This is a genomic window from Qipengyuania sp. NPDC077410 (assembly GCF_044543405.1).
Classification (GTDB): Bacteria; Pseudomonadota; Alphaproteobacteria; order Sphingomonadales; family Sphingomonadaceae; genus Qipengyuania; species Qipengyuania pacifica.
Genome location: NZ_JBITWB010000001.1, coordinates 204,519 through 228,936 on the forward strand (window position 1 = coordinate 204,519; position 24,418 = coordinate 228,936).

A 24,418-nucleotide genomic window follows, 5' to 3' on the forward strand; every position below is an offset into this window, starting at 1 on the left:
CGGCAGGATGAGCCACAAAACCGGGTGTGTAGGAAAATGTTTTCGTATCAGCCGGGCGTGCGCACTAGCATCAGGCTGCCGAGATCCACACGGTCGCTGCCCGCCGCCGGCGTGACGGGCGTATTGGTATCGGTGATCCAGAGGAGCTGGCCCGAGCCATCTTCGATCCGCACGCGGGCAGTCGTGCGCACGGCACCCTGCAAGGCGTCGCGCGGCACCTCCACGCTGAAGGGCAGCGGCACCTGACGCCCGTTGGTGGGCATGATTTCTTCGGCCAGAACCGTGGCGGGTGCATCGGCGCGCGAGACATCTTCGATCCGCACGGACATCACCGCCTGCGGCGGCAGGGCGATGCGTTCGCGATAGGTGGCTTCGCCCGAAACCGTCACCACATCGGCCCTGGAGGGCACGGTGGCACAGGCCGCCAGAGGGATGGCGAGCGCGGCGGCGAGGGGTGCGAGGATCTTCATTTCCAGCAAACGCCGGTATGCGCGCCTGCGTTCCCGGCACCACGCCGTCCGGGCGGAACGCGGGGACGCGACGAGCATTGGACACATGACAAAAGTGAAAGGAACCGTTCATGAAACTGCCCAAGCCAATCCTTTTGAGCATCGTCGGCGCCACTGCCCTGACGGCCGCCTGCGGTGAAACGCCGGCCGAGCAGCAAGCCGACACCATGGACGACCAGATCGAAATGGAAGCCGACCGTAGCGCGGTAGCCGCCGGCACGGACGAGGCGGCGCTGGGCATGACCGAAGCGCAATTGCTGGATGCCGATCTGGTGACCGCCGACGGCACCGATCTGGGCGATGTCGCGCTGGTTCGCCGTGACGACAATGGCACTGTGACCGGGCTGGTGATCGAACTGGAAGACACCGATCCCGACCGCTGGGTCGAAATCCCGATGGACGGCCTGACCCTGCGCGGCAATGCCACCGACGGCGATGTCCAGACAACCATGACAGCCGCCGATCTGGCTGCCCTGCCCGACGCCGACATGAGCGCTGTCAACAACACGACGATGTAAGCGCAGCGCAATTGTCCGTTTTTTGCGAAGGCCCGTCCCGGAGCGATCCGGGGCGGGCTTTTCGGTGTGGGGCGCACCCTTCCTGCGATCCGGTTATGACGGAGCGACTGTGCGCGCGGCCCGGATATGCTATTGCCGCGGCAGGAGGGGCCGGGATGATCGAGCAGCTTGCGATTGCGACGGGCATGGTGCTGGCAACGGTGGCGATCCATGGGGGCGGCCTGGTGCTGCTGAACCGGCTGCTGCGGATCGAACAGCGCGAGGAACGGCAGGAACACCTTTCGCCCGTGAGCCTGCCGGGCATGATATTCACCTTTGCGCTGGTGATGGGCCTGTTTGCGATCCACGGGGTCGAAATCTGGCTTTACGCCCTGCTCTACTGGCTGACGGGCGCGCTGCCGGACCTGCACATATCGGTTTATTTCAGCACCATCACCTATGCCACGATCGGTTATGACGACGAGGGGCTGGAGCGGGCGTGGCAACTGGTCGCCGCGATCGAGGGGATCAACGGGATCCTGCTGCTCGGCTGGTCGACGGCATTCTTCGTATCGCTGATGGCCCGGATGGGGCGGCGCTAGGCCGTCCTTGCATTCGCCGGGCCGGACCGCGGCGGGGCGGGTTTCCCGGCGTCTGCCGAATTGATGCAGGCGATTGCGGGAAAGAGCGTAGGGTGCGTGCGGGGCATGCCGCCCCGACTGGAAACGATCATGGCCAAAGGCCAAGCAAAGAAGAGCCGAGAAGCGCGCAAGCCGAAAAAGGAAAAGGTCAAGACCAACGCGTCCCAACCATCGCAGAAGCCGGGTGCGATCAAGGGCCTGGAGAATATGAAGAACAGCTGAGGCTGCGGCACGCCTTGAAGCGGCCGAATTATGCGCGGGCGGCATGCGGTGCTAAGGCGGCACCGATGCCCGCGCCCCAATCCCCCGATCGACCCGGCCCCGACGATACCGGCGATATGCCGGAAACCATCCTGGTCGATGCCGACGCCTGCCCGGTGAAAGACGAGATATACCGCGTGGCCGAACGTCATGGCGCGCATGTGCGCGTGGTGAGCAACGACATCTTCCGCGTGCCGGTGAGCGAGCGCGTAAAGCGCGTGGTGGTGAGCGACGGTTTCGACGCCGCCGACGACTGGATTGCGGAGAATGCGAGCCCAAGCACCGTGGTGATCACGGCCGACATCCTGCTGGCCGAGCGCTGCCTGAAAGAAGGCGCGCAGGTGCTGGCACACAACGGCAAGCCGTTCGATGCCGCCAGCATCGGCGGTGCGGTGGCCACGCGCGCGATCATGGCGGATCTGCGCGCCGGAATGGACGGGATCGGGGGCGGCCCGCCGCCCTTCAGCAAGGCCGACCGTTCGCGTTTCCTGCAGGCGCTGGACAAGGTGCTGACCGCGATGCGCCGCAAGGGCTGAGCAGGCTCAGCCCGATTTCTTGGCCTTATGCGCGGCAATCGCTTCGTCGATCGCGGCGATCCGTTGCCGCTCGGGCGTGTCCTTGGCCAGCCCCTTGAGGCGGCAGGTCGCCCAGAGCTGGCGGCGTTCGGATTCGAGATTCTTTAGATAGAGATCGGCCATGCCGGTGCCTATGGGCGCATCGACGCGCGCTGGCCAGTGGGGCGTGCGGCGATCACTCCTCGTCGCTGCGCCGCCCATCGCGTTCCTTGGCGACCCCCTTGAACGGCTCGCCATCCGATTTGACGTCCATGAACTGCCCAGCATCTGCCGAGCCGTCCTCACGATTGCGCTTGGTCCATTTTCCCGTCGCGGTGTTCTTTACCTGACTGCGATCGTCGACCGAGCCGATGCGGTGTTCGTCACCTGTATTGCGTGCCATTGTCGGCCTCCTTTGAAAGACCAACGGGTGGAGATTCCGGGGTGTTCCCGTAAGGTTTTGAACAGGCTACCCAGTATGTTCGGCCGTTATAGTGATTAAATGCCGCATTTAGCACCTGAAGACGTAGGTCATCTCAACTACCGCGTAAGAACTGTTTATTTTGAGAGCGACCAAGTTACATTTACTCGGCCCAATCGGACGACGCGTCATTTCCTCGACTAGTTGCTGTCTTTTGTACTGCAGTCCGAATTTCGACCCCAGACTTGTGCCCCTCGGCGCCCCAATCTCCTTCATAGCGAGCCTTGACGTAAGCCAAATCCCAATCAGTCAGCGAAGCTGGAGCGGCTTCACCCATCTCAGTTGAAAGCACAGTTAGAATGGTCGGCGCAGTGGTGCGTTCTAGAGAAGCCGGACTAGCATCGCTCATACTTCGCATAAATGCGTAGTCTCCGATCTGCGTCGCAGTTAGCCCGATCAAAGCATCACGCTCCACAATCGTGACCGACATAGCCATTACCGACCTGGTCATCGTACGCATTCGGCTGGCATGCGTATACGACGAGACCCAAGCGACACCATTTTGATCCCGCTGGATTGGATTACCTTGCTCGTCGAGTAGTTGAGCCAGATGCCAAGCGATTGCGGGCCCCTCTTCATCCTGCAGCTTCCAATGCCTATCTTTCAAGGATCGGAAATATACTGGATAAGCTTCCCTGAAGGCATCGAGAAATGTCTTTTTGTCATCGACGAATATTACCAGTGCGCTAGTCCTGCAGCTGATTCCGGCCGGTTTCACTTCGGCCGCTTGTGCCACCTGCTTCATTCGCGCCTCAATTTGTGAATTGACCGCTTCACTCATGCCAATAACTGCAGGGCAGTAAACCTCGGGCTGATATCGTGGCAGGCCTTGACCACGGGAAACGACCGTCAGTGTATCCACAAATTCACTCGCGACGTCCTTAATTTCGGATTCGCTCAACAAGTCTACTTTGCGCGAAGTTACGACAATTTCGTTGGAATTTTCCGGATCATTTTCGTGACTGGCGACTGGTGACGGTATCACCGTTGCCGTTGCGGCCAGCATGCCGAAAAAACCCGACAGCTGGCGGCACCACACGCTGTTGCAACGTAAGCTTAGATCAATCATTCACCCCTCCCCCAATCGTGCGTTATTCTAATGATAACTCTTAGTTATTTAGCTGGGATGAACCGATGTTCATTTTGTCGGGATTACATTCTCTCGCCAGTTTTTGCGTTACGTTTTAATTCTGGCAGTTTAGCTTTTTTCTTTGATTCCGTTTAATCTTCGTCATTTTTGTCGACGCGCGTTTTTCCACCTTCCTTTGAAGGGTTCAGGCCCGCAAGTTCATGCTGGCGAGGTGACTGTCGGAGTTCTGTCTGGCGGCGAAGTCGCGCACTTCCTGCGTGATCTTCATCGAGCAGAACTTCGGGCCGCACATGGAGCAGAAATGCGCGGTCGGGGCGCCATCTGCGCGAAGCGTCGGGTCTTAATTTTGCTGGGCTGTGTCAGGCTGAGATTGGACTGGTCGCGGCAGCGGAATTGGCGCTTGCCGTCAAGCTGCCTTCGGTGGCTTGGTGCCCAGTAGCAGACCGCGCGTGGAAATGTCCTCATCGAGGTCTGGCCAGTGGATGCCAAGCCCTCCGGCGCAGGTTTCCCATCGCGCAAGCTGGTCGGCGTCGCCAGCGACGAGGCGCGGAAACCAGGCGAGCGGCACCGAAATACTCCTGCCATCCATCAGGTCCACGGTGAGCGTATCGGCAGTGGCGCGCACATCGGCTACGCGTTCGTCAATCACTCGCTCCGAAAAAGTCATGCCATGCCTCCAGCAACGGGAGCCGATACTCTGCCGCGATCTGCATTATGGCATTGATCTCTCTTGGACGGAACCCTCGGCTGCGCGCAAGCTCCAGCGGACCGAGCCAGACCTTCGCGGTGGCCGCATCGCGATCGATATGGACGTGCGGCGGCTCCTCGCCTTCGTTGCTGAAGAAATAGAAGCGGTATGGGCCGATCCTCAATATGCTGGGCATGTGCGGCAGTCTCCCTTGACGGAGAACTGTCGCACCTCGCTTGCCGACGGTCACCCGATATTGAGCCCGGTTTGGAGCCATGTGCAACTTCAAGCAGGTCCGTTATCGAGACTTCCGCAAGATTCGAACGCTTGCGAATTGGACTATTTATCGGTTCCTGCGGGGATGTAGAGGTCGCCGCCATCGCGGTATTTTTCCGCCATATCGGACATTCCGGCATCCACGTTCTCAATTGGCGCGGTCGCAGCAAGATAGCTGTCGGAGTTCTGCTTGGCGGCGAAGTCGCGCACTTCCTGCGTGATCTTCATCGAGCAGAATTTGGGCCCGCACATGGAGCAGAAATGGGCGGTCTTGGCGCCTTCTGCGGGGAGGGTCTGGTCGTGATACTGCTCGGCCGTGTCGGGGTCGAGGCTGAGGTTGAACTGGTCGCGCCAGCGGAATTCGAAGCGGGCTTTCGAAAGCGCGTCGTCGCGGACCTTGGCGGCGGGGTGGCCCTTGGCAAGATCGGCGGCGTGGCCGGCGAGCTTGTAGGTCACCACGCCCACCTTCACATCGTCGCGGTCGGGCAGGCCGAGGTGTTCCTTGGGCGTGACGTAGCAGAGCATCGCAGTGCCGTACCAGCCGATCTGCGCCGCGCCGATGCCGCTGGTGATATGGTCGTAGCCCGGCGCGATATCGGTGACGAGCGGGCCGAGGGTGTAGAAGGGGGCCTCGCCGCAGGCTTCGAGCTGCTTGTCCATGTTCTCCTTGATCTTGTGCATCGGCACGTGGCCGGGGCCTTCGATCATCACCTGCACGTCCTGCTCCCACGCGCGCTTGGTCAGCTCGCCCAGCGTGTAGAGCTCGGCGAACTGCGCCTCGTCGTTGGCGTCGGCGATGGAGCCGGGGCGCAGGCCGTCGCCCAGCGAATAGGCGATGTCGTAGGCCTTCATGATCTCGGTGATCTCGTCGAAGCGTTCGTAGAGGAAGCTCTCCTTGTGATGCGCGAGGCACCATTTCGCCATGATCGAGCCGCCGCGGCTTACGATGCCGGTGACGCGCTTGGCGGTCATGGGCACATAGGGCAGGCGCACGCCGGCGTGGATGGTGAAATAGTCGACGCCCTGTTCGGCCTGTTCGATCAGCGTGTCGCGGAAGATTTCCCACGTCAGGTCCTCGGCAATGCCGCCGACCTTTTCGAGCGCCTGATAGATCGGCACGGTGCCGATGGGGACGGGGCTGTTGCGGATGATCCATTCGCGCGTGTCGTGGATGTTGCGGCCCGTCGAAAGGTCCATCACGGTATCCGCGCCCCAGCGGATCGACCAGACCATCTTGTCGACTTCGTTGGCGACATCCGACGCGACGGCGGAGTTGCCGATGTTGGCGTTGATCTTGACGAGGAAGTTGCGCCCGATGGCCATCGGCTCTGTTTCGGGGTGGTTGATGTTGGAGGGGATGATCGCCCGGCCGCGGGCGACCTCGTCGCGCACGAATTCCGGGGTGACGTAGTCGGGCAGGCTGGCGCCCCACGGCTGGCCGTCATTGCGCGCTTCGAGACGGGCGGCTTCATCGCGCAGCATGGCGCGGCCGAGGTTCTCGCGCTCGGCCACATATTCCATCTCCGGCGTGACGATGCCGCGGCGGGCATAGTGCATCTGGCTGACGTTCATGCCGGGTTTCGCGCGCAGGACCTTCTTCGCGACATTGGGGAAGGCCGGGACGCCGCCGGAGCGGTCGGGGCCAAGCTGGCCGTTGTCTTCCGGCTTCACTTTGCGCGCGGCGTATTCCTCGACATCGCCGCGGGCCACGATCCATTCGCGGCGCTTCTGTTCGAGCCCGGCGCGAATATCGATGGTGGCGGCAGGATCGGTATAGGGGCCGGAGGTATCGTAGACGCGGATGCTGGGTTCGGCGCCTTCGAGGTCGATTTCCCGCATGGCGACGCGCACGCCGCTGCCGCTTTGCGCGCCGACATGGACCTTGCGGCTGCCACGGATCGGGCCGGTGGTGACGCCGATGTCGAATTTGCTGTTGATGTCGGCCATGCGCTTGCTCTCCTCGAGGCGGAGAAAGAGCGGAATTCCGTTGCCGCTCCACTCCCTCCGCCGATGCTAATCGGTTCAGGTTCAACGGGTCGCAGGGCGTGACACCTGCCTCTCAGCCAACACTGGCTCCCCGGGGATGTGCACGAGTGTAGGGGTCTGCGCGCCGGCACGCAATAGGACCGGTCACGCGCGGGCGCCGCGTAAGCGCTTCTACGTTATTTACCGTAGTTTAAGCGCGCCCGGGTTATTGGCGCGGCGTCGTGATTTGCCAGCGTGTCGCTTTTGCGGGTGTAGCCCGCCCCCTTGCCCGGCGCGCCAGGGAATGGATCGCCGCGCTGTGCGTCCTGATCGCCGCAGTCATGCTGCTGGCCCCGCAGGACGCCAGTGCGCAGGATTGTTCGCGAGCCGGTGCGCGCGGGGCGGCGCCATCGTCGTGGCAGACCTACTGCTGGCTCAACATGAGCAATTACAGCGATGCGCAGGCGCGTTCGACCGGGCAGCCGATGAGCTATGTTCTGCCGGATGGATCGCGCCTGACGTTCCGCCTCCAGGTCGCCGTGACGCCGACCGCCACCGGCACCGCTCTGGTCAGCGCGGCCGCGCCGAGCTGGACCGGGGCGGCGGTCGGCAACAGCAGCTTCCTGAACATTCCGGGACGCCCGATCCTATATCAGGCCACGAATGGTACCGTAACGACGCTGACGCTGACCAATATCGCCATCATTCCCCCCGGCGGGGTGTCGCAGGCCAACCAGTATGCGTTCGTAGTGGCCGACGCGGAATCGACCGACAATTCGGAATACCAGCAATATACAACGAATGGCGGTGCCTGGCAGTTGCTCGACCGCGTGGCACCGCGCAGCGGTACGCAATATCCGGTCAGCACCGGGATCAACACAACCACTTTCCGCACCGCCGGTGGGGGCCAGACAGGAAATGTGGGCGCGTATATCGTCAGTTCGCTGAACCCCACATCGGTGACCATCACGATGCAAGGGTCGGGTCTGCAGGGCGTGATGCTGGCGATCCGGTTCGCCTCGATCACCTTGAGCAAGACGATCGCCGGGACGCGGATCGCAGACAACGACCAGTTCCGCTTCGTGATCGAATCCCAGAACGGCGCGACCACCTATGCGTCGGGACAGACGAGCGGAACCGATCTCGGGCCGTTTCCGGCCGCGGTCTTCTCCTCGACATCCGGCGTGCCGCTCGTGCTTCGCGAAGCCATGGTGGCAGGCAGCACCAGTGCGCTGGCCGATTATCGTGCCAGCTTGACCTGCACCAATATCAACAGCGGTTCGACCACGATCCTGCCCCGCGACGTGGTGACGAACAGTTACAATTTCGGCACGTTGCAGTTCGGCGATTTCGTCGATTGCGTTTTTACCAACACGCCGCTGCCACGCCTGCAGTTGCGCACGGCGATCGCCGCGCCCGGCCGGATTTTCGGCACCGATCAGTTCACCTTGGCAATCCGCAATCAGACGGCGAATACCGAGCTGGCAAGCTTTACCACGACCGGAACGGGAACAACGGCCACGCCCGCGGCCACAGGCCTGCTGGGCGCGATTGCCGGTAATTCCTATCTGCTTTCGGAAACCGCGAACGGTTCGACCGTTCTGGCCCGCTATTCTCCGACGCTGGCATGCGCCAATCGCAATGCGACATCGACGACGGCGCTGCCCGCCGGGGGCGCCGCGGGAACGCTGACCCCGCAACTAGGAGATGTGATCACTTGCACGATCACGAACACCCGGTCCGCGGCACGGCCGATCCTTTCGGTCGACAAGACGTCGCGCATCGTGTCCGACCCTACCGGCAGCGCCAATCCAAAGGCGATCCCCGGGGCAGTGATCGAATATACGGTGACGGTTACCAATTCGGGCGATGCGCCAACAGACGCGTCCACCCTGCGGCTCGTCGATATACCCTCTGCCGCATTGGCATGGCGGACGGATTTCCCACCGGTCTTTATCGATGGCGCGACGGTAAGCGGACTTGCGTTCAACGGCGGGAGCAACGTCGCCTATTCCAACCAGCCCGGCGGGACCGTCACCGGTTATTCCCCGCTAGCACCCTTCGATCCTGCCGTGACCGGTATCCGTTTCTCCCCTTCGGGCATGTTAAGGGCATCGAACGGAACTGCGCATCCCAGTTTCACCCTGCGATACAGGATGGTCATCGAATGATCGCACATTACCCTCGTCGATATGCGGGTTGAAGCGAATACGCTCATGCTCCGAATAAGCGAAAGACTTATCTGCGAATGATTCTCATTAGCCTTGACTCTTGCAATTAATTCGCAGTAGCGGGCCCTCATATTCGAACGTGAGGGTTTACAATGCGAATGTTGAAGTCCGCCGTGCTGTGCGCAACGGCGCTTGTCCCGGTCCCAGCGCTGGCCAACGTTGCCGACGAGAGCGAACAGCGCACCATCATCGTGACCGGTGCGCGCGATCAAGGTACGACCGCCACGAAGACGGACACGCCGATCATCGAAACGCCGCAGCCGATAACGGTTATCGATGACGAACTGTATCTGGCGCAGGGCGCAGTAAGTATCGGCGACACGCTGAACTATGTTTCCGGCGTGACGGCCAACCCGTATGGCCCCGACAGCCGTGTCGATGGCGCTTTGGTGCGCGGGATCAACGCGCTGCAGTTCCGCGACGGTATGCGGGACATTTTCAGCTATTACGCCAGCATCCGTTCCGACCCGTATAATTTCGACCAGGTCGAACTGGTCCGCGGCCCGGCGTCGGTCCTGTTCGGTCAGGGCGCGCTGGGCGGGATCATCAATCTCGTGTCCAAGCGTCCGGAATTCGAAGCCGGGGGAGAGGTTTCGCTGCGCTACGGTTCGTTCGACCGCAAGGAAGCGCTGGTCGATGTAACCGGCCCCGTGAGCGCTACGGTTGCAGCCCGGATCGTCGCGCGGGTCCGCGATGCCGATACGCAGACCGATTACGTGCCGGATGACCGGATCTTGTTCGCGCCATCCATCACCTTCCAGCCGACATCCGACACCGAACTCACCCTGATCGGCCTTTACCAAGAAGACGACAGCGGTTCGACGTCGCAATTCCTGCCGCTGGTCGGCACGATCCTGCCCAATCCCAACGGGCAGCTTCCCAACGACCTGTTTGTCGGCAAACCAGGATGGGACCGGTACGACGGCCGACTGCTGCAGGGCACCGCGCTGCTCGAGCATCGCTTCGGCGATGGTGTCCGGGTCAATCTGAAAGCCAGGTATATCGACAGCGACCTGACTTATTTCACGCATTATCCCGATAGCTATACCAACCCGGCAAACCCCTTCGTCCTGCTCGATCCGGCAACCGGCCAACCGGTACTCGACGACGAAGGCGGCTTCGTGCCCGATCCCGAACAGCGCACGATGCGACTGTATGCGGACGGAACCCTCGCCCGGATGGAAATTTTCTCCACCGACAATAACGTGCAGTTCGATTTCGCTACGGGAGCGGGCATCGAGCACACGGTATTGGCGGGCGTCGATTACAGCACCAATTCGGTTTACAAGACCGGCGGCTTCGCCACCGAAGTGTTCGATATCTACGATATCGATTACGGCGCCCTGTCCGACTTTGGTGGCGGCCTGCCCAGCCCTGCCTATGTCGCCGAAGATGTCGATCAGGATCAGGTGGGCATTTACCTTCAGGACCAGATCCGCTTTGCCGACCGGGTGTCGATCGTACTTGGCGCGCGGCGTGACTGGACCAGCGCCAGAAGCATGGGCGGCCCTGCACGGCGCGATTCTGCAACGACGTTCCGGGCAGGTATAATCGGCGAAGTGGTCGAGGGCGTTTCGCCCTTCTTCAGTTATACCGAAAGCTTCGAGCCCATCGCAGGTACAGCCAGCGACGGTAGCGCCTTCATTCCCAAGACAGGGCGCCAGTTCGAGGCGGGCATCAAATTCCACCCGACCGATGCCGTGCTGATCACGGTGACCGGGTACGACATCCGGGAAAGCAATCGTCCCGTTTCGGATGACAGCACCCCAGACCCCTTCGACCAAATCCAGATCGGCGAACTTAATTCCAGAGGCATAGAGTTCGAAGGCAGCGCATCGTTGCCCGGCAAGCTGACCGTCATCGCCAATGCGAGCTATAACGAGGCCGAAATAGCCGGCACCGACCGCCAGATCGATAATGTGCCCAAGGTCAACGCATCGCTCTGGACGACGAAGGGTTTTGCGCTGGGGGATGACGTCTCGCTGCTGCTGGGCGCAGGCGTGCGCCATGTCGGCAAGAACCGATCCTTCGGACCGGCTTTTCCGGACGGCATCGTCACGCCGTCTTTCACCCTGGTCGATGCGTTGGCCGAAGTCGCATTCGCGAACTGGAGCGTGGCCATCAACGCGACCAATCTGTTCGACAAAAGCTATTATTCGGCCTGCCTCGCACGCGGCGACTGCTTCGTCGGCAGCGAACGCAATGTGATGGGCACCGTGAGCTACCGCTTCTGATGGCGGGGGACGTGCTCATTCTCGCAGGCGCCGGGTCTGCTATCCTCGGCATCGCGATATTGCGATACTCCTGGCGCCGCACAGGTCGATCTGTCCCGCACAACACCGCCGGGTGGTTTTTGCTCGCCGTCGGTGCCGCTGGCGGATGGAGCGGCGCAGGAGCGTGGGGTCTGACCGTGATAATGCTGGTTGGGACGGCAGCAGCCTGCATTGCGCTGGCCCCGGGCGCCTTTGAAATGCCCAAGGCTTCGCGGCGAGCAAAGGCCGCGGCAAACGGGGCGAGCGGCGCAGAAGCCGGGGATTGGCGCCGCGGCCTGATGACTTTCGCGCTGACGGGACCAGCGGCATTGGTCGTGACAATCGCCATCGCCCTTGCCGCACGCGATCTGGCCATGCGCTGGCCGGTGGCAGAAGCGGATGGCAATGTCATGGTACTCGGCCTTGTTCCGCTCGTCTGGCCGTTGCTGACCTTCGCGATGTTGATGAGCACGAAGCGCACATCGCAGATCGCCCTGCTGGCCATCCCGCTCACCCTGTCGCTCGTTCCGCTCATCCTGCTGGGAGGCCGCTCGTGAAACCACTCTTCGCCAAGCAAACCGTTCGCAAAGGGGTTTCCGCCCATTCCGCCATCGGCCTCGTCTGCTGCGCGTTGCTCTACCTGATCTGTGTGACCGGCACGGCCATCGTGCTGTTCGAGGAAATGCAGCGGTTCGAACAGCCGGGTGCGCCGGAAATGGACCGGATCGCACCGCAAGCGGTCGATGCGGGTATCGCCAATGTCGTGGCAGCCGAGGAAGGCGCGACACCGACCACCCATCTTTACGTACACATGCCGACGGAAGCGCTGCCCCGTACAACCATCACCACGGACACGCAGGCCTTTCATATCGATGCGCAGGGCGCGATTGCCGTGCCGGAAGAAAACGCCTGGGCGGAGTTCCTGCTGGCCTTGCATTACCGGCTCAACCTGCCGTCCGTCTGGGGCATGAGCCTGGTGGGACTGTTCGGCGCGATGATCGTGGCGCTGGCTGTCAGCGGGATCGTGGCGCACCCGCGCATTTTCCGCGATGCGTTTCGTCTGCGCGCACGGCGTAACGATGAAGTGTCCACGCTCGACTGGCATAACAGGCTGGCGGTGTGGACCCTGCCTTTTGCACTAGCGATTGCTCTGACGGGAGCGATGATCGGGCTGTTCTACATCTCGGGCTACAGCCTGGCAGCAGCGGACTATGACGGGGATAGCGAGGCTGCGATTGCGCCTGTTTTCGGAACGGAACCGGACGAGGACGAGGCAGCAGCGCCTCTGCCCAAGGTGACGCCCGCCCTGGACTATATGGCCCGCAACTATCCCGAGGTCCGCGTTTCCTATGCCATCCTGCACGATCCCGGCACGCGCGGGCAGCATGTGCAGATTGTCGGCGTACATGGCCAGCGCCTGATTTTCGGCGAATATTACGCGTTCGGCGCAGATGGGACATTCAATGGCACCGCCGGATTGGCGGACGGGACGCTCGGCCAGCAGATCGCGGCGTCGATCTATAATCTGCATTTCGGGAATTTCGGCGGCCTGGCGGTAAAGCTGGCCTATATCGTGTTCGGGATCGCGCTCACCATCGTGGTGTCGACGGGCACCTTCATCTGGTTGAACAAGCAGGACCGGAAGGGCAGCCCGCGCCCGTCCATCAGGGCAAGCTGGTGGGGGATCACGATCGGCATGCCGCTGGGCATCGCAGCGACGCTGGCTGCGCGCATGACGACGGGCAATGAAGCGCCCTTCGTGGCCATATTCTGGATCGTGACCCTGGCGGTGGTGGCGATCGCGCTGATGGCATCGCGCAGATCGACAATCGTCAAGGCAAAGCCCGCGGTGCCGGAATTTGCCCCCTAGTCCCTGATCGGTATAGCGGTCCCACACGTTTCAGGAGGATTGCACACACATGACTTTTCGCGCGCCGTTAACTGCGGGCATTCTGCTCGCCACCGCCTCGCTCGCCGCGCAGGCACAGGCCCGGCCGATGACGCCGGAAGATGTCGCCCGGTTGGAAAGCGTGGGCACGATTGCCGTGTCGTCCGATGGCAGCCGCATCGCCTATACCACCGCAAGCCTGCCCGATGTGACCGACGGTGAAGAGAACGGTTCGACCGAAGAGCGCCTCAATCTCGCTTATGGCCCCGATAACGCGCGCGCCTTCCTGCCCGAAGACATCGACGTGTCGGGCATTTCCTTCTCGCCCGATGGCCGGATGATCAGCTTCGTCTGGGCGGACGAAGACGAAAAGTCTGCCGTATGGGGCATCCCGGTCGACGGCGGCGGTCAACGCAAACTTGCTGCGGTGGATGGCGCCGGCGTGCGTTCCTATGCCTGGTCACCCGACGGCACGACAATCTGGATGCTCGCCGGAGCAGAGGAAGACAAGGCGCGCGACAAGCAGTCCAAGGCCGGCTTCAATGCGATCGTCTACGAAGAGGAAGCGAAGCTGACGCGCCTGTTCTCGGCCCGCGTTGGCGAAACGCTCGATACCGATCCGAAAGCCGTGACGATCCCCGGCTATGTCAGCGCCTTCCGCGTTGCGCCCGATGGCCGCCATGCCGTGGTCGACAGCGCGCCCACTCCGCAGATCGACGATGCCTATACCTCGAAACGCGCGCATATCCTCGACCTGACGAGCGGCAAGGTGCTGCGCGTGGTCGAAACGCCCGGCAAGCTGGGCGATATCGAGATTTCGCCGGACGGGACGCAGCTTTCCATGATTGCCGGGGTCGACATGAACGATCCTGCTGAGACGACGCTGCATCTGGTCGACATGGCAACCGGGCAGTATCGCGCGCTCAACGCCGGTGCGCCCGAAGCCGCGGTCGACGCCGAATGGCTGGCCGACGGACGGCTGGCGGCAGTGATCCACAAGGGCGCACAGAGCGCCCTGCGGATCTATAATGCCGACGGTTCGGTCGCTGCGGAACACGATGGGGGCGAGCTTATCCTGTCGAGCATTCAGGCTGGCGGAAACACTATCGCGGTGGAAGCGAGCAGCCCGCAGCATCCGACCGAGCTCTTCGTCTGGAAGGACGACGGCTTCCAGCGCTGGACCACCCATAACGATTGGCTGAAGGACATCGACTTCGGCAAGCAGCGCGCCTTCACCTATACCGCGCGTGATGGTCAGGAAGTCGAAGGCGTTCTGATCGAACCCGTGGGCGGGGCCAAGCGCGGTGGGGCGCCCCTGATCCTTAACGTCCATGGCGGCCCGGAAGCACATGACAGCAATGGCTGGCAGACCGCCTATTCGAAGCCGGGACAGGTTGCCGCTGGACAGGGTTATGCCGTGTTCCTCCCCAATTATCGCGGCTCCACCGGCTACGGCACGGCTTTTTCCAAGCAGCACACCGGCAATTACACCGATCCGGAATTCACCGATCTGGTCGATGCCAAGCGCGCCCTCGTCGACGCGGGAATAGCCGATCCGGACCGTACCGGCATCACCGGCGGATCCTATGGCGGCTACGCCACCGGCTGGGCCGCAACCGCACTGAGCGACGAGTTCGCCGCCGGCGTCATGTTCGTGGGCATTTCCAACCAGGTGAGCAAGTTTGGAACGACCGACATCCCATACGAGATGTACAACGTGCATTCGGGCAAATGGCCGTGGGACGACTGGCAGGCCATGCTGGAGGTTTCGCCGATCTACCATGTCGACAAGGCGAACACGCCGCTGCTGATCATGCACGGCGCCGAAGACACCCGCGTCGCCCCCAGTCAGAGCTACGAGCTTTATCGCAGCATGAAGGTGCGCAAGCCCGACGTGCCAGTGCGGCTCGTCCTGTTTCCGGGCGAAGGTCACGGCAATAGCAGGGCCGCCGCCCGGTACGATTATAACCTGCGTATGATGCGCTGGTTCGACACCTATCTGAAGACGGGCGACCGCAAGGCGAAACTACCCGCCACCCGTCCCGATCTTCCTGCAGGCACGACCGGCACCGCCAGCGCGGACTGACGCCTAAGAGACAAAAAAGTGGCCCGCGCGACACTGGATCGCGCGGCCCCCTTTTTTACCACTGCACGGTCAGGCTATTGACCGCCGGCTGCGATCCATGCATCGACCTTGGCTTCCAGCACCGCCAGCGGGACGTTGCCGCTGTTGAGTACCTGGTCGTGGAACCGGCGAACGTCGAAACCATCGCCTAGCGTCGCTTCGGCGCGAGCACGCAGTTCCTTTATTTTCAATTCGCCTATCTTGTAGCCAAGCGCCTGTCCCGGCATGGCGATGTAGCGAGCGACCTCGTTTTCCGCGTAATCGCGCGCACTGCCGTTCTCGACCATGTAATCGGCCGCCTGCTGCCGGGTCCAGCCGAGGGCATGGATCCCGGTATCGACAACCAGCCGGACGGCGCGTTTCAACTCGCCATCCTCCAGGGCCTGCAGCCGCTCCACCGGATCATCGTAGAGACCCAATTCATACCCGAGGCTTTCGGCGTAAAGTGCCCATCCTTCGCCGAACGCGGTGTACCAGCCGTGCTTTAGCGTATCGGGCAGGTTCTCGTCTTCGATGGCGAACATGATCTGGTAGTGATGGCCGGGGTTGCCTTCGTGCATGTACAGCCGGACCGAGGGGCTCAGTTCGCGTTCGGCAGCGTTCCAGCCGCTGAAGTAGAAGGTGCCCGGGCGATCGCGCTCGGGGTCGCCAGCCTGATAAGACGCCGCGAGGAAGAACTGTTCGCGATAGGGTTCGTACGGTTCGATCCGCAGCGGTGTTTCGGGTCCGCTGAGAAACATCGGTCCGATCTTGCTGTCGACTTCCTTGGCGGTTTCGTACCAGGCTGCCTGCAGGGTATCCTTCGTTTTGTAGATTTGCGGGCGACGTTCACCTCGCTCCGCAATCGTCTGCTCGCGAGCTTTGCTGATCCGCGCGACTTCAGACAGGCCGAGATCGTGAACCTCTTGCGCGGTAAGCGGCAGAGTGGTCATTTCGGCGATGCGATAATCATAAAAGGCGTCGCCGCCCGGCATGGCAGAAAGACCAACCGTATCGCGTGCCTTGGGAAGATAGGTATCTGCCAGATAAGCCCGCAGCCGACGGATTGCCGGATAGAGCGTTTGATCGATCGACGCTGTCAAATCTGCACGAGCCTGCTGTTTCTGACCATCGGTGAAACTGTCAGGCAGTGCCCGCAGCGGCGCATAATAGGCATTCTCTTCGGCGGGCGTCGAAAGCTGTGTGTCGAGCTGTTCGATCATCATCTCGACCGTCAGTCGCGGCAGGGTGATGCCCTGTTCCAGCCCGTTATCGAACCGCGCGATGACGTCTTCCACCATTTGCCCGTAAGCCTCGTGGCGAGCGATATTGGCGGCGTAATCGCCCGGCGTCTTGAACGGCATCACACCATCGGGGGCGGAAAATCCCGGATAATCGCCCTGAATGCCGGTGAAGTGATCCAGCGGCAGCGCCAAGCGGATTTTCAGGATTTCCGGTTGCAACCCGGCGAGCGTACGCTCACCGGCATAACGGAACGTATCGTAGGCGATCTGGTCCTGTGCGCCCAGCGTGGATCGATCGATCGTTGCCAGTTCGGCCAACTCTGTTTCGGTTGCTACGCGGTCAGCCGCAAAGCTTGCCGGCGAAAAATCGCCGAGCTTGTCCGCATCCGAAAAATCGCCCCTGTAAAATGCGGATATGGGCGATCGGTCGAGTGCAGCAGCTTCGCTTCGGGCGAGAAGATCGCGCAGCTTCTGTCCTTCGCTGTGCTGAGCGGTTGGAGCCGTGCCAGGCTGGGCAAGCGCAGCCGGAGCCGCCACCGCAGTAACAGCGATGGCAAACGCGGAAGCGGCTCTTAGAGCGATGCGGTTCATGGCCGTTCGGGTCCTTTTCGCTGCGCTCACTGACCACCCCCGGCAATCCACGCGTCTATTTTGGATTCCAGCACCGGCAGCGGCATGTCGCCTGTATTGAGCACCTGCTCATGGAACCTGCGCACGTCGAAATTTTCGCCCAATGCGGCCTGCGCCTTGGCGCGCAATTCCTTGATCTTCAGTTCACCCGTTTTGTAGGCGAGTGCTTGCGCGGGCATCACGATGTAGCGCGCCGTTTCGCTCTCGGCGAAATCGCGGGGTTGCCCGTTGGCAACCATATATTCGATCGCCTGATCGCGGCTCCAGCCGAGGGCGTGCATACCGGTATCGACAACCAGCCGCACGGCGCGCAGCAATTCACCGCCCTGAAGGGCTGCAAGACGATCGACCGGATCGTCATACAGGCCAAGTTCGTAACCCAGGCTTTCGGCATACAGGCCCCAGCCTTCGCTGAAAGCGGTGAACCCGCCGTAGCGCATGAATTCGGGCAAATCCTCATTCTCGATAGCGAACATAGACTGGAAGTGATGGCCGGGATTGCCCTCGTGCATGTACAGCGCGATCGACGTGCCCAGCTTGCGCTCTGCAAGATTGTAGCCGCTGAAATAGAAGGTGCCTGGCCGCGATCCGTCGGCTTTGCCAGCCATATAGCTGGCGGCAAGGTTGAACTTTTCACGGTAGGGTTCGTAAGGTTCGATACGCAGTTCGGTCTTTGGAATGCGGAGGAACAATTGATCCATCAACGGATCGACCCGTTCGGCGACGTCATACCACGCGGCCTGCAAGTCCGCCTTGCTGGTATAGGTTTCACCCGTACGCCCTGCGGCCTCCGCTTTCGCTTCCTCGATCGCAGCGTTGATGCGCGCGACTTCGGCGAGACCGGTGTCGTGGACCTGCTGCGCGGTCAGCGGGAGGGTCGTGTTATCCTCGATGCGATAGGCATAGTAAGCTTCGCCGCCGGGGTTGTCGGTTGCAGCAATGCTAGTGCGCGCTTGCGGCAGATATTCGTTGGCCAGATAATCCCGCAGCTTCTTGAACGCAGGCATCAACGTGCCGGTAAGTACCTCGCGATGCTGCTTCGTCAGCCGTTCCTGTTCGGCCTGCGAAATGCTGTCGGGGAAACTTGCAACCGGAGACCAGTAGGGGCTTTCTTCGATCGGCGCATCGAGCTGAAGATCGAGTTGTTCGATCATCAATTCTACCGACATGCGCGGCAAAGTGATGCCCGATGCTGCGCCAGTCTTGAAGCGCGCGATCGCCTGATCGACGATCTTCGCCATTTCACGGTGACGGCTGAAATTGTTTTCGTAGTCCTCGACCGTGTCGTACGGCATCAGCGCGCCGGGCGCGGAAAAACGCGGGTAGAACACATGCATCCCGCGGAAATGATCGATCGGCAGCGCAAGCACGGTGGGCAGTATCTCGGGCGAGGTCATCGCCAGCGTCCGCTGTTGGGTGTATTCGAAGACATCATAGGCGATGCGATCGGTTTCGCTCAGTGCATCGCGGTCCACGGTCGCCAGTTCGGCCAGATTCGCCTCCGCAGCGGCGCGCTCTTCGGCGTAGCTGGCGGGAGAGAAATCTCCTAGCTTGTCCGCATCGGAAAAGTCCCCGCGAAAGAAGGCGGTAATGGGATTGCGATCGAGCGCTTCGGCTTCGCTGCGCTCGAAAAGTGCATGCAGTTTGGCAGCATCGTGTTCGCTTGCAGACATGCCGGCAGGGTGCCCCGAATGATCCTGTGCGAAGGCAGGCACGGACACGGTGGCGCAAGCGATGGCGATCGCCGATGCGAGGCGGCTGAAATTACGGCTCATTGATGTAGCTCCCCAGATATGCGCCGGGAGGCTAGCTGCACTCGCTCCGGTAGCAAAGCCCTCTCGACCAACGGTCGGCAAGGGTCCGCGAAATACGTGGACCTATGCGCCCAGAATGCCGGGAAGCTGCAGGCCCTTTTCCCGCGCGCAATCGAGCGCATCCTCGTAGCCCGCATCGGCGTGTCGCATCACGCCGCTGGCCGGGTCGTTCCACAGCACGCGTTCGAGCCGGCGCGCGGCGTCTTCGGTCCCGTCGGCCACGATGACCATGCCCGAATGCTGCGAAAAGCCCATGCCGACCCCGCCCCCGTGATGCAGGCTGACCCAGGTCGCCCCGCTTGCCGTGTTGAGCAGCGCGTTGAGCAGCGGCCAGTCGCTGACTGCATCCGAGCCGTCCTTCATCGCTTCGGTTTCGCGGTTGGGGCTGGCGACGGATCCGCTGTCGAGATGGTCGCGACCGATCACCACCGGTGCTTTCAGCTCGCCGCTGGCGACCATCTCGTTGAACGCCATGCCCAGGCGGTGGCGGTCGCCCAGCCCGACCCAGCAGATCCGTGCCGGCAGGCCCTGGAAGGCGATCCGTTCGCGCGCCATGTCGAGCCAGTTGTGCAAGGCATGGTTGTCGGGCAGCAGTTCCTTCACCTTGGCGTCGGTCTTGTAGATGTCTTCCGGATCGCCCGACAGCGCGGCCCAGCGGAACGGGCCGATCCCGCGGCAGAACAGCGGGCGGATATAGGCAGGCACGAAGCCGGGGAAGGCAAAGGCATTTTCCAGCCCTTCCTCCAGCGCGACCTGACGGATGTTGTTGCCATAATCGAGGGTCGGCACGCCCGCCTCCCAGAAGGCGATCATGGCTTCGACCTGCCTGCGCATGGATGCGCGCGCGGCCTTCTCCACCGCCTTGGGATCGCTTTCGCGTTTGGCGCGCCATTCGCCCATGGTCCAGCCTTCGGGCAGGTAGCCGTTGACCGGATCATGCGCGCTGGTCTGGTCGGTGACGATGTCGGGCCGCACCCCGCGCTTCACCAGTTCGGGGAAGATTTCGGCGGCGTTGCCCAGCAGGCCGACCGACTTCGCCTCGCCTGCGGCGGTCCAGCGCTCGATCAGGGCAAGCGCTTCGTCCAGGCTTTCGGCCTTCTCGTCGAGATAGCGCGTGCGCAGGCGGAAATCGATGCTCTCGGGATTGCATTCGACCGCCAGGCAGCAGGCCCCGGCCATCGCCGCGGCGAGCGGCTGCGCCCCGCCCATGCCGCCAAGCCCGCCGGTCAGGATCCATTTGCCGTTTAGATCGCCGCCATAATGCTGGCGGCCCGCCTCGACGAAGGTTTCGTAGGTGCCCTGAACGATGCCCTGCGTGCCGATGTAGATCCACGAACCGGCCGTCATCTGGCCGTACATCATCAGGCCCTTCCTATCGAGCTCGCTGAAATGGTCCCAGTTCGCCCAGTGCGGCACGATGTTCGAATTGGCGATCAGCACGCGCGGGGCATCGGCGTGCGTGCGGAACACGCCGACGGGCTTGCCCGACTGCACCAGCAGCGTCTCATCGTCCGCCAGGGTCTTGAGGCTCGAAAGGATCGCTTCGAAATCGCTCCAGCTGCGCGCCGCGCGGCCGATGCCGCCATAAACCACCAGCTCGTCAGGGTTTTCCGCCACCTCGCGATCGAGATTGTTCTGGATCATGCGGAACGGCGCCTCGGTCTGCCAGCTGCCGCAGGTGAGTTCCGGGCCCGTCGGCGCCTTGATGTCGCGGGCGTTGCGGCGGTCGATACTCATGCAATGTCTCCGAATGTGCTCTGGATGCCGCCGAACACCGCGGCGAGCGTATCGCGCAGGCTGGCGGCCTTGTCGGGGGAATAGGCGAAGGGCGGTTCCTCCGCTTCGAGATAGGTCGATTGCGCGATCTCCATCTGGATCGCGTGAACCTTGCGGTCGGGCCGGCCGTAATGCCGCGTGGTCCAGCCGCCGCGGAACCGCCCGTTGACGACATGGCTGTAGGGCCCGTCGGCGCAGGCGCTGGCGACCGCGGTCTCGATCGCGGGATGGCAGGTCGCGCCATTGTCGGTGCCGATGTTGAGATCGGGCAGCCGGCCTTCGAACAGGAACGGCAGGCATGACTGGATCGAATGGCAATCGTAGAGCACGGCGAAACCGTGGAGGCCGCGCACCCGGTCCAGTTCGGCTTGGAGGGCCGCGTGATAGGGGCGATGAAACGCCTCGCGGCGGCGCGCGATTTCGGCGTCGCCCGGTTCTTCGAGCCACAGGGGGTGGTTTTCGAAATCGACCATCGGGACCAGCCCGGTGGTGTTCTGCCCGGGATAAAGCGTCGCGCCATCGGGCGGGCGGTTGGCATCGATGACATAACGATTGAATTCGGCCCGCACGATCGTGGCATTGGGCAACAGGCCGTCGTAGAGCTGCGGAATGTGCCAGTCCGTATCGGCGAGCTTGCGGCCCCGCGCGGTCAGGTTCGCCGCGATGTCCTGCGGCACGAAAGTGCCCGAATGCGGCTGGGCCAGCACGATCGGGCCATCGCCTGCGATGACCGTGACCGGGTTCACCGGGTAAAGTCCGCGATCGAGGAACAGGCTATGCCTTCACTCAGGAGCTGGGTGCCCAGCAATTGCGCCATGGCGGCGATATCGGGTTCCATCAGCCGGTCTTCGGTAAGCGTGGGCGAGACGTCGCGGATACGCGCGATGACCGCGCCCAGTGTGTCGCTGGTGGCGAGAGGTGCGCGAAACTCGACCCCCTGTGCTGCCGTCATCGCCTCGATCCCGACGATGGCGGCCAGATTGCCGTTCATTTCGATCAGGCGGCGCGCGCCGTGGCAGGCCATAGACACATGGTCTTCCTGATTGGCGGACGTGGGGGTGGAATCGACCACGCGCGGATTGGCCAGCGCCTTGTTCTCGCTCATCAGCGCGGCGCTGGTGACCTCGGCGATCATCAGTCCCGATTGCAGGCCCGGCGACGGCGCAAGGAAGGCGGGCAGCCCGAAGCTCAAGGTCGGATCGACCAGCAGGGCGATGCGCCGCTGGGCGATGGCGCCGATTTCCGAAACGGCAATGGCGATACCGTCGGCCGCCATGCCGACGGGTTCCGCGTGGAAATTGCCGCCCGACACGATGGAGCCGTCGCTCAGCACCAGCGGGTTGTCGGTCGCGGCATTGGCCTCGATCCGCAGGACTTCGCCGGCATGCGCCAACTGGTCGAGACAGGCGCCGATCACCTGCGGTGCGCAGCGCAGGCAGTAGGGGTCCTGCACACGCAGATCGTCTTCGCGGTGGCTTTCGCGGATCTGCGATCCGTCCAGCAGGTCGCGAATGATCTGCGCCGCCACGATCTGGCCGCGATGGCCGCGCAGCCGGTGGATCTCGTCATGGAACGGCGCGGTCGAACCCATCGCCGCATCGAGCGACAGCGCCGTGGTGACGAGCGAATTGATCGCCAGCCGCCAGCTGTCGAACAACGCGGCAAGGGCCAGAGCGGTGGACACCTGCGTGCCGTTGAGCAGCGCGAGCCCTTCCTTGGCTTCGAGCACGAGCGGTTCGAGGCCTGCGCGCTGCAGGGCCGCGCCCGCCGCCATGCGTTCGCCTCTGTAGAAGGCGTCGCCTTCCCCGATCAACGTGGCGGCGACATGTGCCAGCGGGGCAAGATCGCCCGATGCGCCGACCGATCCCTTTTCCGGGACCATGGGGGTCACGCCAGCCTCGACCAGCTGCTGCAACCGTTCGACGACCACGGGCCGGACCCCGGACGCTCCGCGTCCCAGCGAAAGGCACTTGAGCGCGATGATGAAGCGCACGATCTGCGGATCGAGCGGCGGGCCGAAGCCCGCGCTGTGCGAAAGCACCAGATTGCGCTGGAGCGTGCCGAGATCGGTTTCGCCGATGCGGACGCTGGCGAGCTTGCCGAAGCCGGTGTTGACGCCGTAGATCGCCTCGCCCGAGCCGAGCGCCGCGCCGAGACGGTCGGCCGATTGGGCCACGGCATCCATCGCCGACTGGTCGATCCGGAAGGGGCCGGGCGAACGGTACAGTTCCTCGATCTGCGCCAACCCCAGCGAACCGGGCGACAATTCAAGCATCGTGATATGATCCTGCAGTGATCCGGCCGCGCAGCAAATGCCCGCCGATCCAGTAGCTGAGATAATCGGGGTGGGAGACGTCCCATACCGCGAGGTCGGCGCGCTTGCCCGCCTCGATCGTGCCGTGGTCTTCCTCCAGCGCCAGCGCCTTCGCGGCATGGCGGGTCGCCCCGGCCAGCGCTTCTTCGGGCGTCATGCGAAAGAGGGTGCACCCCATGTTCATGGCGAGGCGCAGCGAGGACAAGGGCGAGCTGCCCGGATTGCAATCGGTGGCGAGCGCCATCGCCACACCGTTTTCGCGCAATGCGTCCAGCGGCGGCAGGCGCGTTTCGCGCAGGGCATAGAATGCCCCCGGCAGGAGGACCGCGACCACGCCTTTTTCGGCTAGGATGGCAGCGTCCTCGGGCGCGAGCCATTCGAGATGGTCGGCGGACAAGGCGCCATATTCGGCGGCCATTACCGAGCCCTTGAGGTCGCTCAGTTGCTCGGCATGCAGCTTGACCCGCACGCCCAGTTCGCGTGCCTTGTCGAAGACCTTGCGGATCTGCGCGGGCGAAAAGCCGATGCCTTCGCAAAACCCGTCGACCGCATCGACCAGACCTTCGGCGACGGCGGCTTCAAGGCCCGGGATCACGATTTCGTCGATGTAGCGGTCGGCCTCGCCCTCGAATTCGGGAGGCAGCGCGTGGGCCGCGAGCCAGCTGGTGCGGATGCGGACGGGGCGGTGCCCCTCGATCGCGCGCGCAACGCGCAGCATGCGCATTTCCTGTTCGATGGTCAGGCCATAGCCCGATTTCACTTCGATCACCGCGACACCGTCTGCGAGCAAATCGTCGACGCGGCGCACGGCGCTGGCAAGCAGGTCCTCATCCGTCGCTTGCCGCGTCGCAGAAACAGTCGAACGGATGCCGCCACCGGCCTTCGCGATCTCTTCATAGCTCGCGCCCTCGAGACGAAGTGCGAATTCGCGGCTGCGATCGCCGCCGAAAACGAGATGCGTGTGGCAATCGACCAGCGCGGGCGTAACGAGTGCCCCCTCCAGCTCGTCCTTCTCCCAGTCGGCGTAATCCTGCGGCAGATCGCTTGTATCCCCGACCCAGGAAATCCGCCCCTCTTGGACTGCAATCGCAGCATCTTCGACCAGACCATAGCCCGTAGCCCCTGCGACCAGCGTCGCGGCTTTGCAGTGGGTGAAGACTCGGCCTGCCATACTCTTGCGCATCTCCTTACCGTATGATTATG

General features: G+C 62.7%; 22 protein-coding genes, 1 pseudogene and 1 riboswitch. Of the genes and pseudogenes, 9 read left to right on the forward strand and 14 right to left on the reverse strand.

What is annotated here, in order from left to right; genetic code table 11:
- Nucleotides 1-47: 47 nt before the first annotated feature.
- Nucleotides 48-470, reverse strand: coding sequence for a YbaY family lipoprotein (locus tag ACIGGE_RS01060; protein ID WP_397489155.1), 423 nt, complete (start codon nt 468-470; stop codon nt 48-50).
- A 110-nt stretch (nt 471-580) separates the two neighbouring features.
- Between ACIGGE_RS01060 and ACIGGE_RS01065 the strand changes: the two genes are divergently transcribed.
- From ACIGGE_RS01065 to ACIGGE_RS01080, 4 genes are all read left to right on the forward strand, one after another.
- A complete protein-coding gene (locus tag ACIGGE_RS01065; RefSeq protein WP_397489156.1) occupies nt 581-1,027 on the forward strand; it encodes a PRC-barrel domain containing protein in 447 nt (148 codons plus the stop codon).
- A 155-nt stretch (nt 1,028-1,182) separates the two neighbouring features.
- On the forward strand, nt 1,183-1,608 hold the full coding sequence (locus tag ACIGGE_RS01070; protein ID WP_103022292.1) for an ion channel: 426 nt from the start codon (nt 1,183-1,185) through the stop codon (nt 1,606-1,608).
- Between the two features lie 129 nt (nt 1,609-1,737).
- The gene (locus ACIGGE_RS01075; protein WP_255407905.1) at nt 1,738-1,869 is read left to right on the forward strand and encodes a hypothetical protein; all 132 of its coding nucleotides are present in this window, start codon (nt 1,738-1,740) and stop codon (nt 1,867-1,869) included.
- Nucleotides 1,870-1,985: 116 nt separating this feature from the next.
- Nucleotides 1,986-2,444, forward strand: coding sequence for a YaiI/YqxD family protein (locus ACIGGE_RS01080; RefSeq protein WP_397489911.1), 459 nt, complete (start codon nt 1,986-1,988; stop codon nt 2,442-2,444).
- Between the two features lie 6 nt (nt 2,445-2,450).
- Here the strand turns inward: ACIGGE_RS01080 and ACIGGE_RS01085 are convergent, their stop codons facing one another.
- The 7 genes and pseudogenes from ACIGGE_RS01085 to thiC form a co-directional block, all read right to left on the reverse strand.
- On the reverse strand, nt 2,451-2,684 hold the full coding sequence (locus ACIGGE_RS01085; RefSeq protein WP_397489157.1) for a hypothetical protein: 234 nt from the start codon (nt 2,682-2,684) through the stop codon (nt 2,451-2,453).
- Nucleotides 2,659-2,865 carry a hypothetical protein gene (locus tag ACIGGE_RS01090; RefSeq protein WP_272019792.1) on the reverse strand — a complete coding sequence of 69 codons (207 nt, stop codon included), beginning with the start codon at nt 2,863-2,865 and terminating at the stop codon, nt 2,659-2,661. Before ACIGGE_RS01090 ends, ACIGGE_RS01085 begins: the two co-directional genes overlap by 26 nt.
- A gap of 181 nt (nt 2,866-3,046) precedes the next feature.
- The gene (locus ACIGGE_RS01095) at nt 3,047-4,012 is read right to left on the reverse strand and encodes a hypothetical protein (RefSeq protein ID WP_397489158.1); all 966 of its coding nucleotides are present in this window, start codon (nt 4,010-4,012) and stop codon (nt 3,047-3,049) included.
- A gap of 211 nt (nt 4,013-4,223) precedes the next feature.
- Nucleotides 4,224-4,429 (reverse strand): annotated as a pseudogene (locus tag ACIGGE_RS01100) (phosphomethylpyrimidine synthase ThiC); the annotation flags it as partial.
- A gap of 10 nt (nt 4,430-4,439) precedes the next feature.
- Nucleotides 4,440-4,700: a DUF2442 domain-containing protein gene (locus ACIGGE_RS01105; protein WP_397489159.1), complete on the reverse strand. Its 261-nt coding sequence runs from the start codon at nt 4,698-4,700 to the stop codon at nt 4,440-4,442.
- Nucleotides 4,675-4,917, reverse strand: coding sequence for a DUF4160 domain-containing protein (locus ACIGGE_RS01110; RefSeq protein ID WP_397489160.1), 243 nt, complete (start codon nt 4,915-4,917; stop codon nt 4,675-4,677). Before ACIGGE_RS01110 ends, ACIGGE_RS01105 begins: the two co-directional genes overlap by 26 nt.
- Before the next feature lie 143 nt (nt 4,918-5,060).
- Entirely contained in the window at nt 5,061-6,944 is a 1,884-nt protein-coding gene (gene thiC, locus ACIGGE_RS01115; RefSeq protein WP_397489161.1) for a phosphomethylpyrimidine synthase ThiC, read from the reverse strand.
- Nucleotides 6,945-6,978: 34 nt separating this feature from the next.
- A riboswitch (TPP riboswitch) is annotated at nt 6,979-7,087 on the reverse strand.
- A 117-nt stretch (nt 7,088-7,204) separates the two neighbouring features.
- Here thiC and ACIGGE_RS01120 point away from each other — a divergent pair.
- The 5 genes from ACIGGE_RS01120 to ACIGGE_RS01140 all read left to right on the forward strand — a co-directional run bounded on the left by ACIGGE_RS01120 (nt 7,205) and on the right by ACIGGE_RS01140 (nt 15,419).
- Nucleotides 7,205-9,133, forward strand: a complete 1,929-nt coding sequence (locus ACIGGE_RS01120) for a CshA/CshB family fibrillar adhesin-related protein (protein ID WP_397489162.1) — start codon at nt 7,205-7,207, stop codon at nt 9,131-9,133.
- 152 nt (nt 9,134-9,285) lie between these two features.
- Entirely contained in the window at nt 9,286-11,427 is a 2,142-nt protein-coding gene (locus ACIGGE_RS01125) for a TonB-dependent siderophore receptor (RefSeq protein ID WP_397489163.1), read from the forward strand.
- Between the two features lie 11 nt (nt 11,428-11,438).
- Nucleotides 11,439-12,002, forward strand: a complete 564-nt coding sequence (locus ACIGGE_RS01130; RefSeq protein ID WP_397489164.1) for a hypothetical protein — start codon at nt 11,439-11,441, stop codon at nt 12,000-12,002.
- Entirely contained in the window at nt 11,999-13,315 is a 1,317-nt protein-coding gene (locus ACIGGE_RS01135) for a PepSY-associated TM helix domain-containing protein (protein WP_397489165.1), read from the forward strand. Before ACIGGE_RS01130 ends, ACIGGE_RS01135 begins: the two co-directional genes overlap by 4 nt.
- A 49-nt stretch (nt 13,316-13,364) precedes the next feature.
- A complete protein-coding gene (locus tag ACIGGE_RS01140; protein ID WP_397489166.1) occupies nt 13,365-15,419 on the forward strand; it encodes a S9 family peptidase in 2,055 nt (684 codons plus the stop codon).
- A 74-nt stretch (nt 15,420-15,493) separates the two neighbouring features.
- On the opposite strand, the gene ACIGGE_RS01145 is transcribed toward ACIGGE_RS01140, so the two are convergent.
- The 6 genes from ACIGGE_RS01145 to hutI form a co-directional block, all read right to left on the reverse strand.
- The gene (locus ACIGGE_RS01145; protein ID WP_397489167.1) at nt 15,494-17,272 is read right to left on the reverse strand and encodes a DUF885 domain-containing protein; all 1,779 of its coding nucleotides are present in this window, start codon (nt 17,270-17,272) and stop codon (nt 15,494-15,496) included.
- Between the two features lie 26 nt (nt 17,273-17,298).
- On the reverse strand, nt 17,299-19,086 hold the full coding sequence (locus ACIGGE_RS01150; protein ID WP_397489168.1) for a DUF885 domain-containing protein: 1,788 nt from the start codon (nt 19,084-19,086) through the stop codon (nt 17,299-17,301).
- A 102-nt stretch (nt 19,087-19,188) separates the two neighbouring features.
- Nucleotides 19,189-20,862 (reverse strand): urocanate hydratase, encoded by a 1,674-nt coding sequence (hutU, locus tag ACIGGE_RS01155; protein ID WP_397489169.1) that lies wholly within the window; start codon nt 20,860-20,862, stop codon nt 19,189-19,191.
- A complete protein-coding gene (hutG, locus tag ACIGGE_RS01160; protein WP_397489170.1) occupies nt 20,859-21,647 on the reverse strand; it encodes an N-formylglutamate deformylase in 789 nt (262 codons plus the stop codon). Before hutG ends, hutU begins: the two co-directional genes overlap by 4 nt.
- Complete coding sequence (gene hutH / locus ACIGGE_RS01165; RefSeq protein ID WP_397489171.1) at nt 21,644-23,176, reverse strand: histidine ammonia-lyase; 1,533 nt, start codon at nt 23,174-23,176, stop codon at nt 21,644-21,646. The genes hutG and hutH overlap by 4 nt, the downstream gene beginning before the upstream one ends.
- Nucleotides 23,169-24,386, reverse strand: a complete 1,218-nt coding sequence (gene hutI / locus ACIGGE_RS01170; RefSeq protein ID WP_397489172.1) for an imidazolonepropionase — start codon at nt 24,384-24,386, stop codon at nt 23,169-23,171. Before hutI ends, hutH begins: the two co-directional genes overlap by 8 nt.
- Between the last annotated feature and the right edge of the window lie 32 nt (nt 24,387-24,418).

Bases quoted from the DNA above. Each gene is read 5' to 3' on its own strand.
- hutH (WP_397489171.1), bottom strand. From the start codon at position 23,176: ATGCTTGAATTGTCGCCCGGTTCGCTGGGGTTGGCGCAGATCGAGGAA.
- ACIGGE_RS01125 (WP_397489163.1), top strand. From the start codon at position 9,286: ATGCGAATGTTGAAGTCCGCCGTGCTGTGCGCAACGGCGCTTGTCCCG.
- hutU (WP_397489169.1), bottom strand. From the start codon at position 20,862: ATGAGTATCGACCGCCGCAACGCCCGCGACATCAAGGCGCCGACGGGC.
- hutI (WP_397489172.1), bottom strand. From the start codon at position 24,386: ATGGCAGGCCGAGTCTTCACCCACTGCAAAGCCGCGACGCTGGTCGCA.
- ACIGGE_RS01095 (WP_397489158.1), bottom strand. From the start codon at position 4,012: ATGATTGATCTAAGCTTACGTTGCAACAGCGTGTGGTGCCGCCAGCTG.
- ACIGGE_RS01145 (WP_397489167.1), bottom strand. From the start codon at position 17,272: ATGAACCGCATCGCTCTAAGAGCCGCTTCCGCGTTTGCCATCGCTGTT.
- ACIGGE_RS01090 (WP_272019792.1), bottom strand. From the start codon at position 2,865: ATGGCACGCAATACAGGTGACGAACACCGCATCGGCTCGGTCGACGAT.
- ACIGGE_RS01150 (WP_397489168.1), bottom strand. From the start codon at position 19,086: ATGAGCCGTAATTTCAGCCGCCTCGCATCGGCGATCGCCATCGCTTGC.
- ACIGGE_RS01105 (WP_397489159.1), bottom strand. From the start codon at position 4,700: ATGACTTTTTCGGAGCGAGTGATTGACGAACGCGTAGCCGATGTGCGC.
- ACIGGE_RS01085 (WP_397489157.1), bottom strand. From the start codon at position 2,684: ATGGGCGGCGCAGCGACGAGGAGTGATCGCCGCACGCCCCACTGGCCA.
- ACIGGE_RS01080 (WP_397489911.1), top strand. From the start codon at position 1,986: ATGCCGGAAACCATCCTGGTCGATGCCGACGCCTGCCCGGTGAAAGAC.
- ACIGGE_RS01140 (WP_397489166.1), top strand. From the start codon at position 13,365: ATGACTTTTCGCGCGCCGTTAACTGCGGGCATTCTGCTCGCCACCGCC.
- ACIGGE_RS01060 (WP_397489155.1), bottom strand. From the start codon at position 470: ATGAAGATCCTCGCACCCCTCGCCGCCGCGCTCGCCATCCCTCTGGCG.
- ACIGGE_RS01110 (WP_397489160.1), bottom strand. From the start codon at position 4,917: ATGCCCAGCATATTGAGGATCGGCCCATACCGCTTCTATTTCTTCAGC.
- thiC (WP_397489161.1), bottom strand. From the start codon at position 6,944: ATGGCCGACATCAACAGCAAATTCGACATCGGCGTCACCACCGGCCCG.
- ACIGGE_RS01065 (WP_397489156.1), top strand. From the start codon at position 581: ATGAAACTGCCCAAGCCAATCCTTTTGAGCATCGTCGGCGCCACTGCC.
- ACIGGE_RS01070 (WP_103022292.1), top strand. From the start codon at position 1,183: ATGATCGAGCAGCTTGCGATTGCGACGGGCATGGTGCTGGCAACGGTG.
- ACIGGE_RS01075 (WP_255407905.1), top strand. From the start codon at position 1,738: ATGGCCAAAGGCCAAGCAAAGAAGAGCCGAGAAGCGCGCAAGCCGAAA.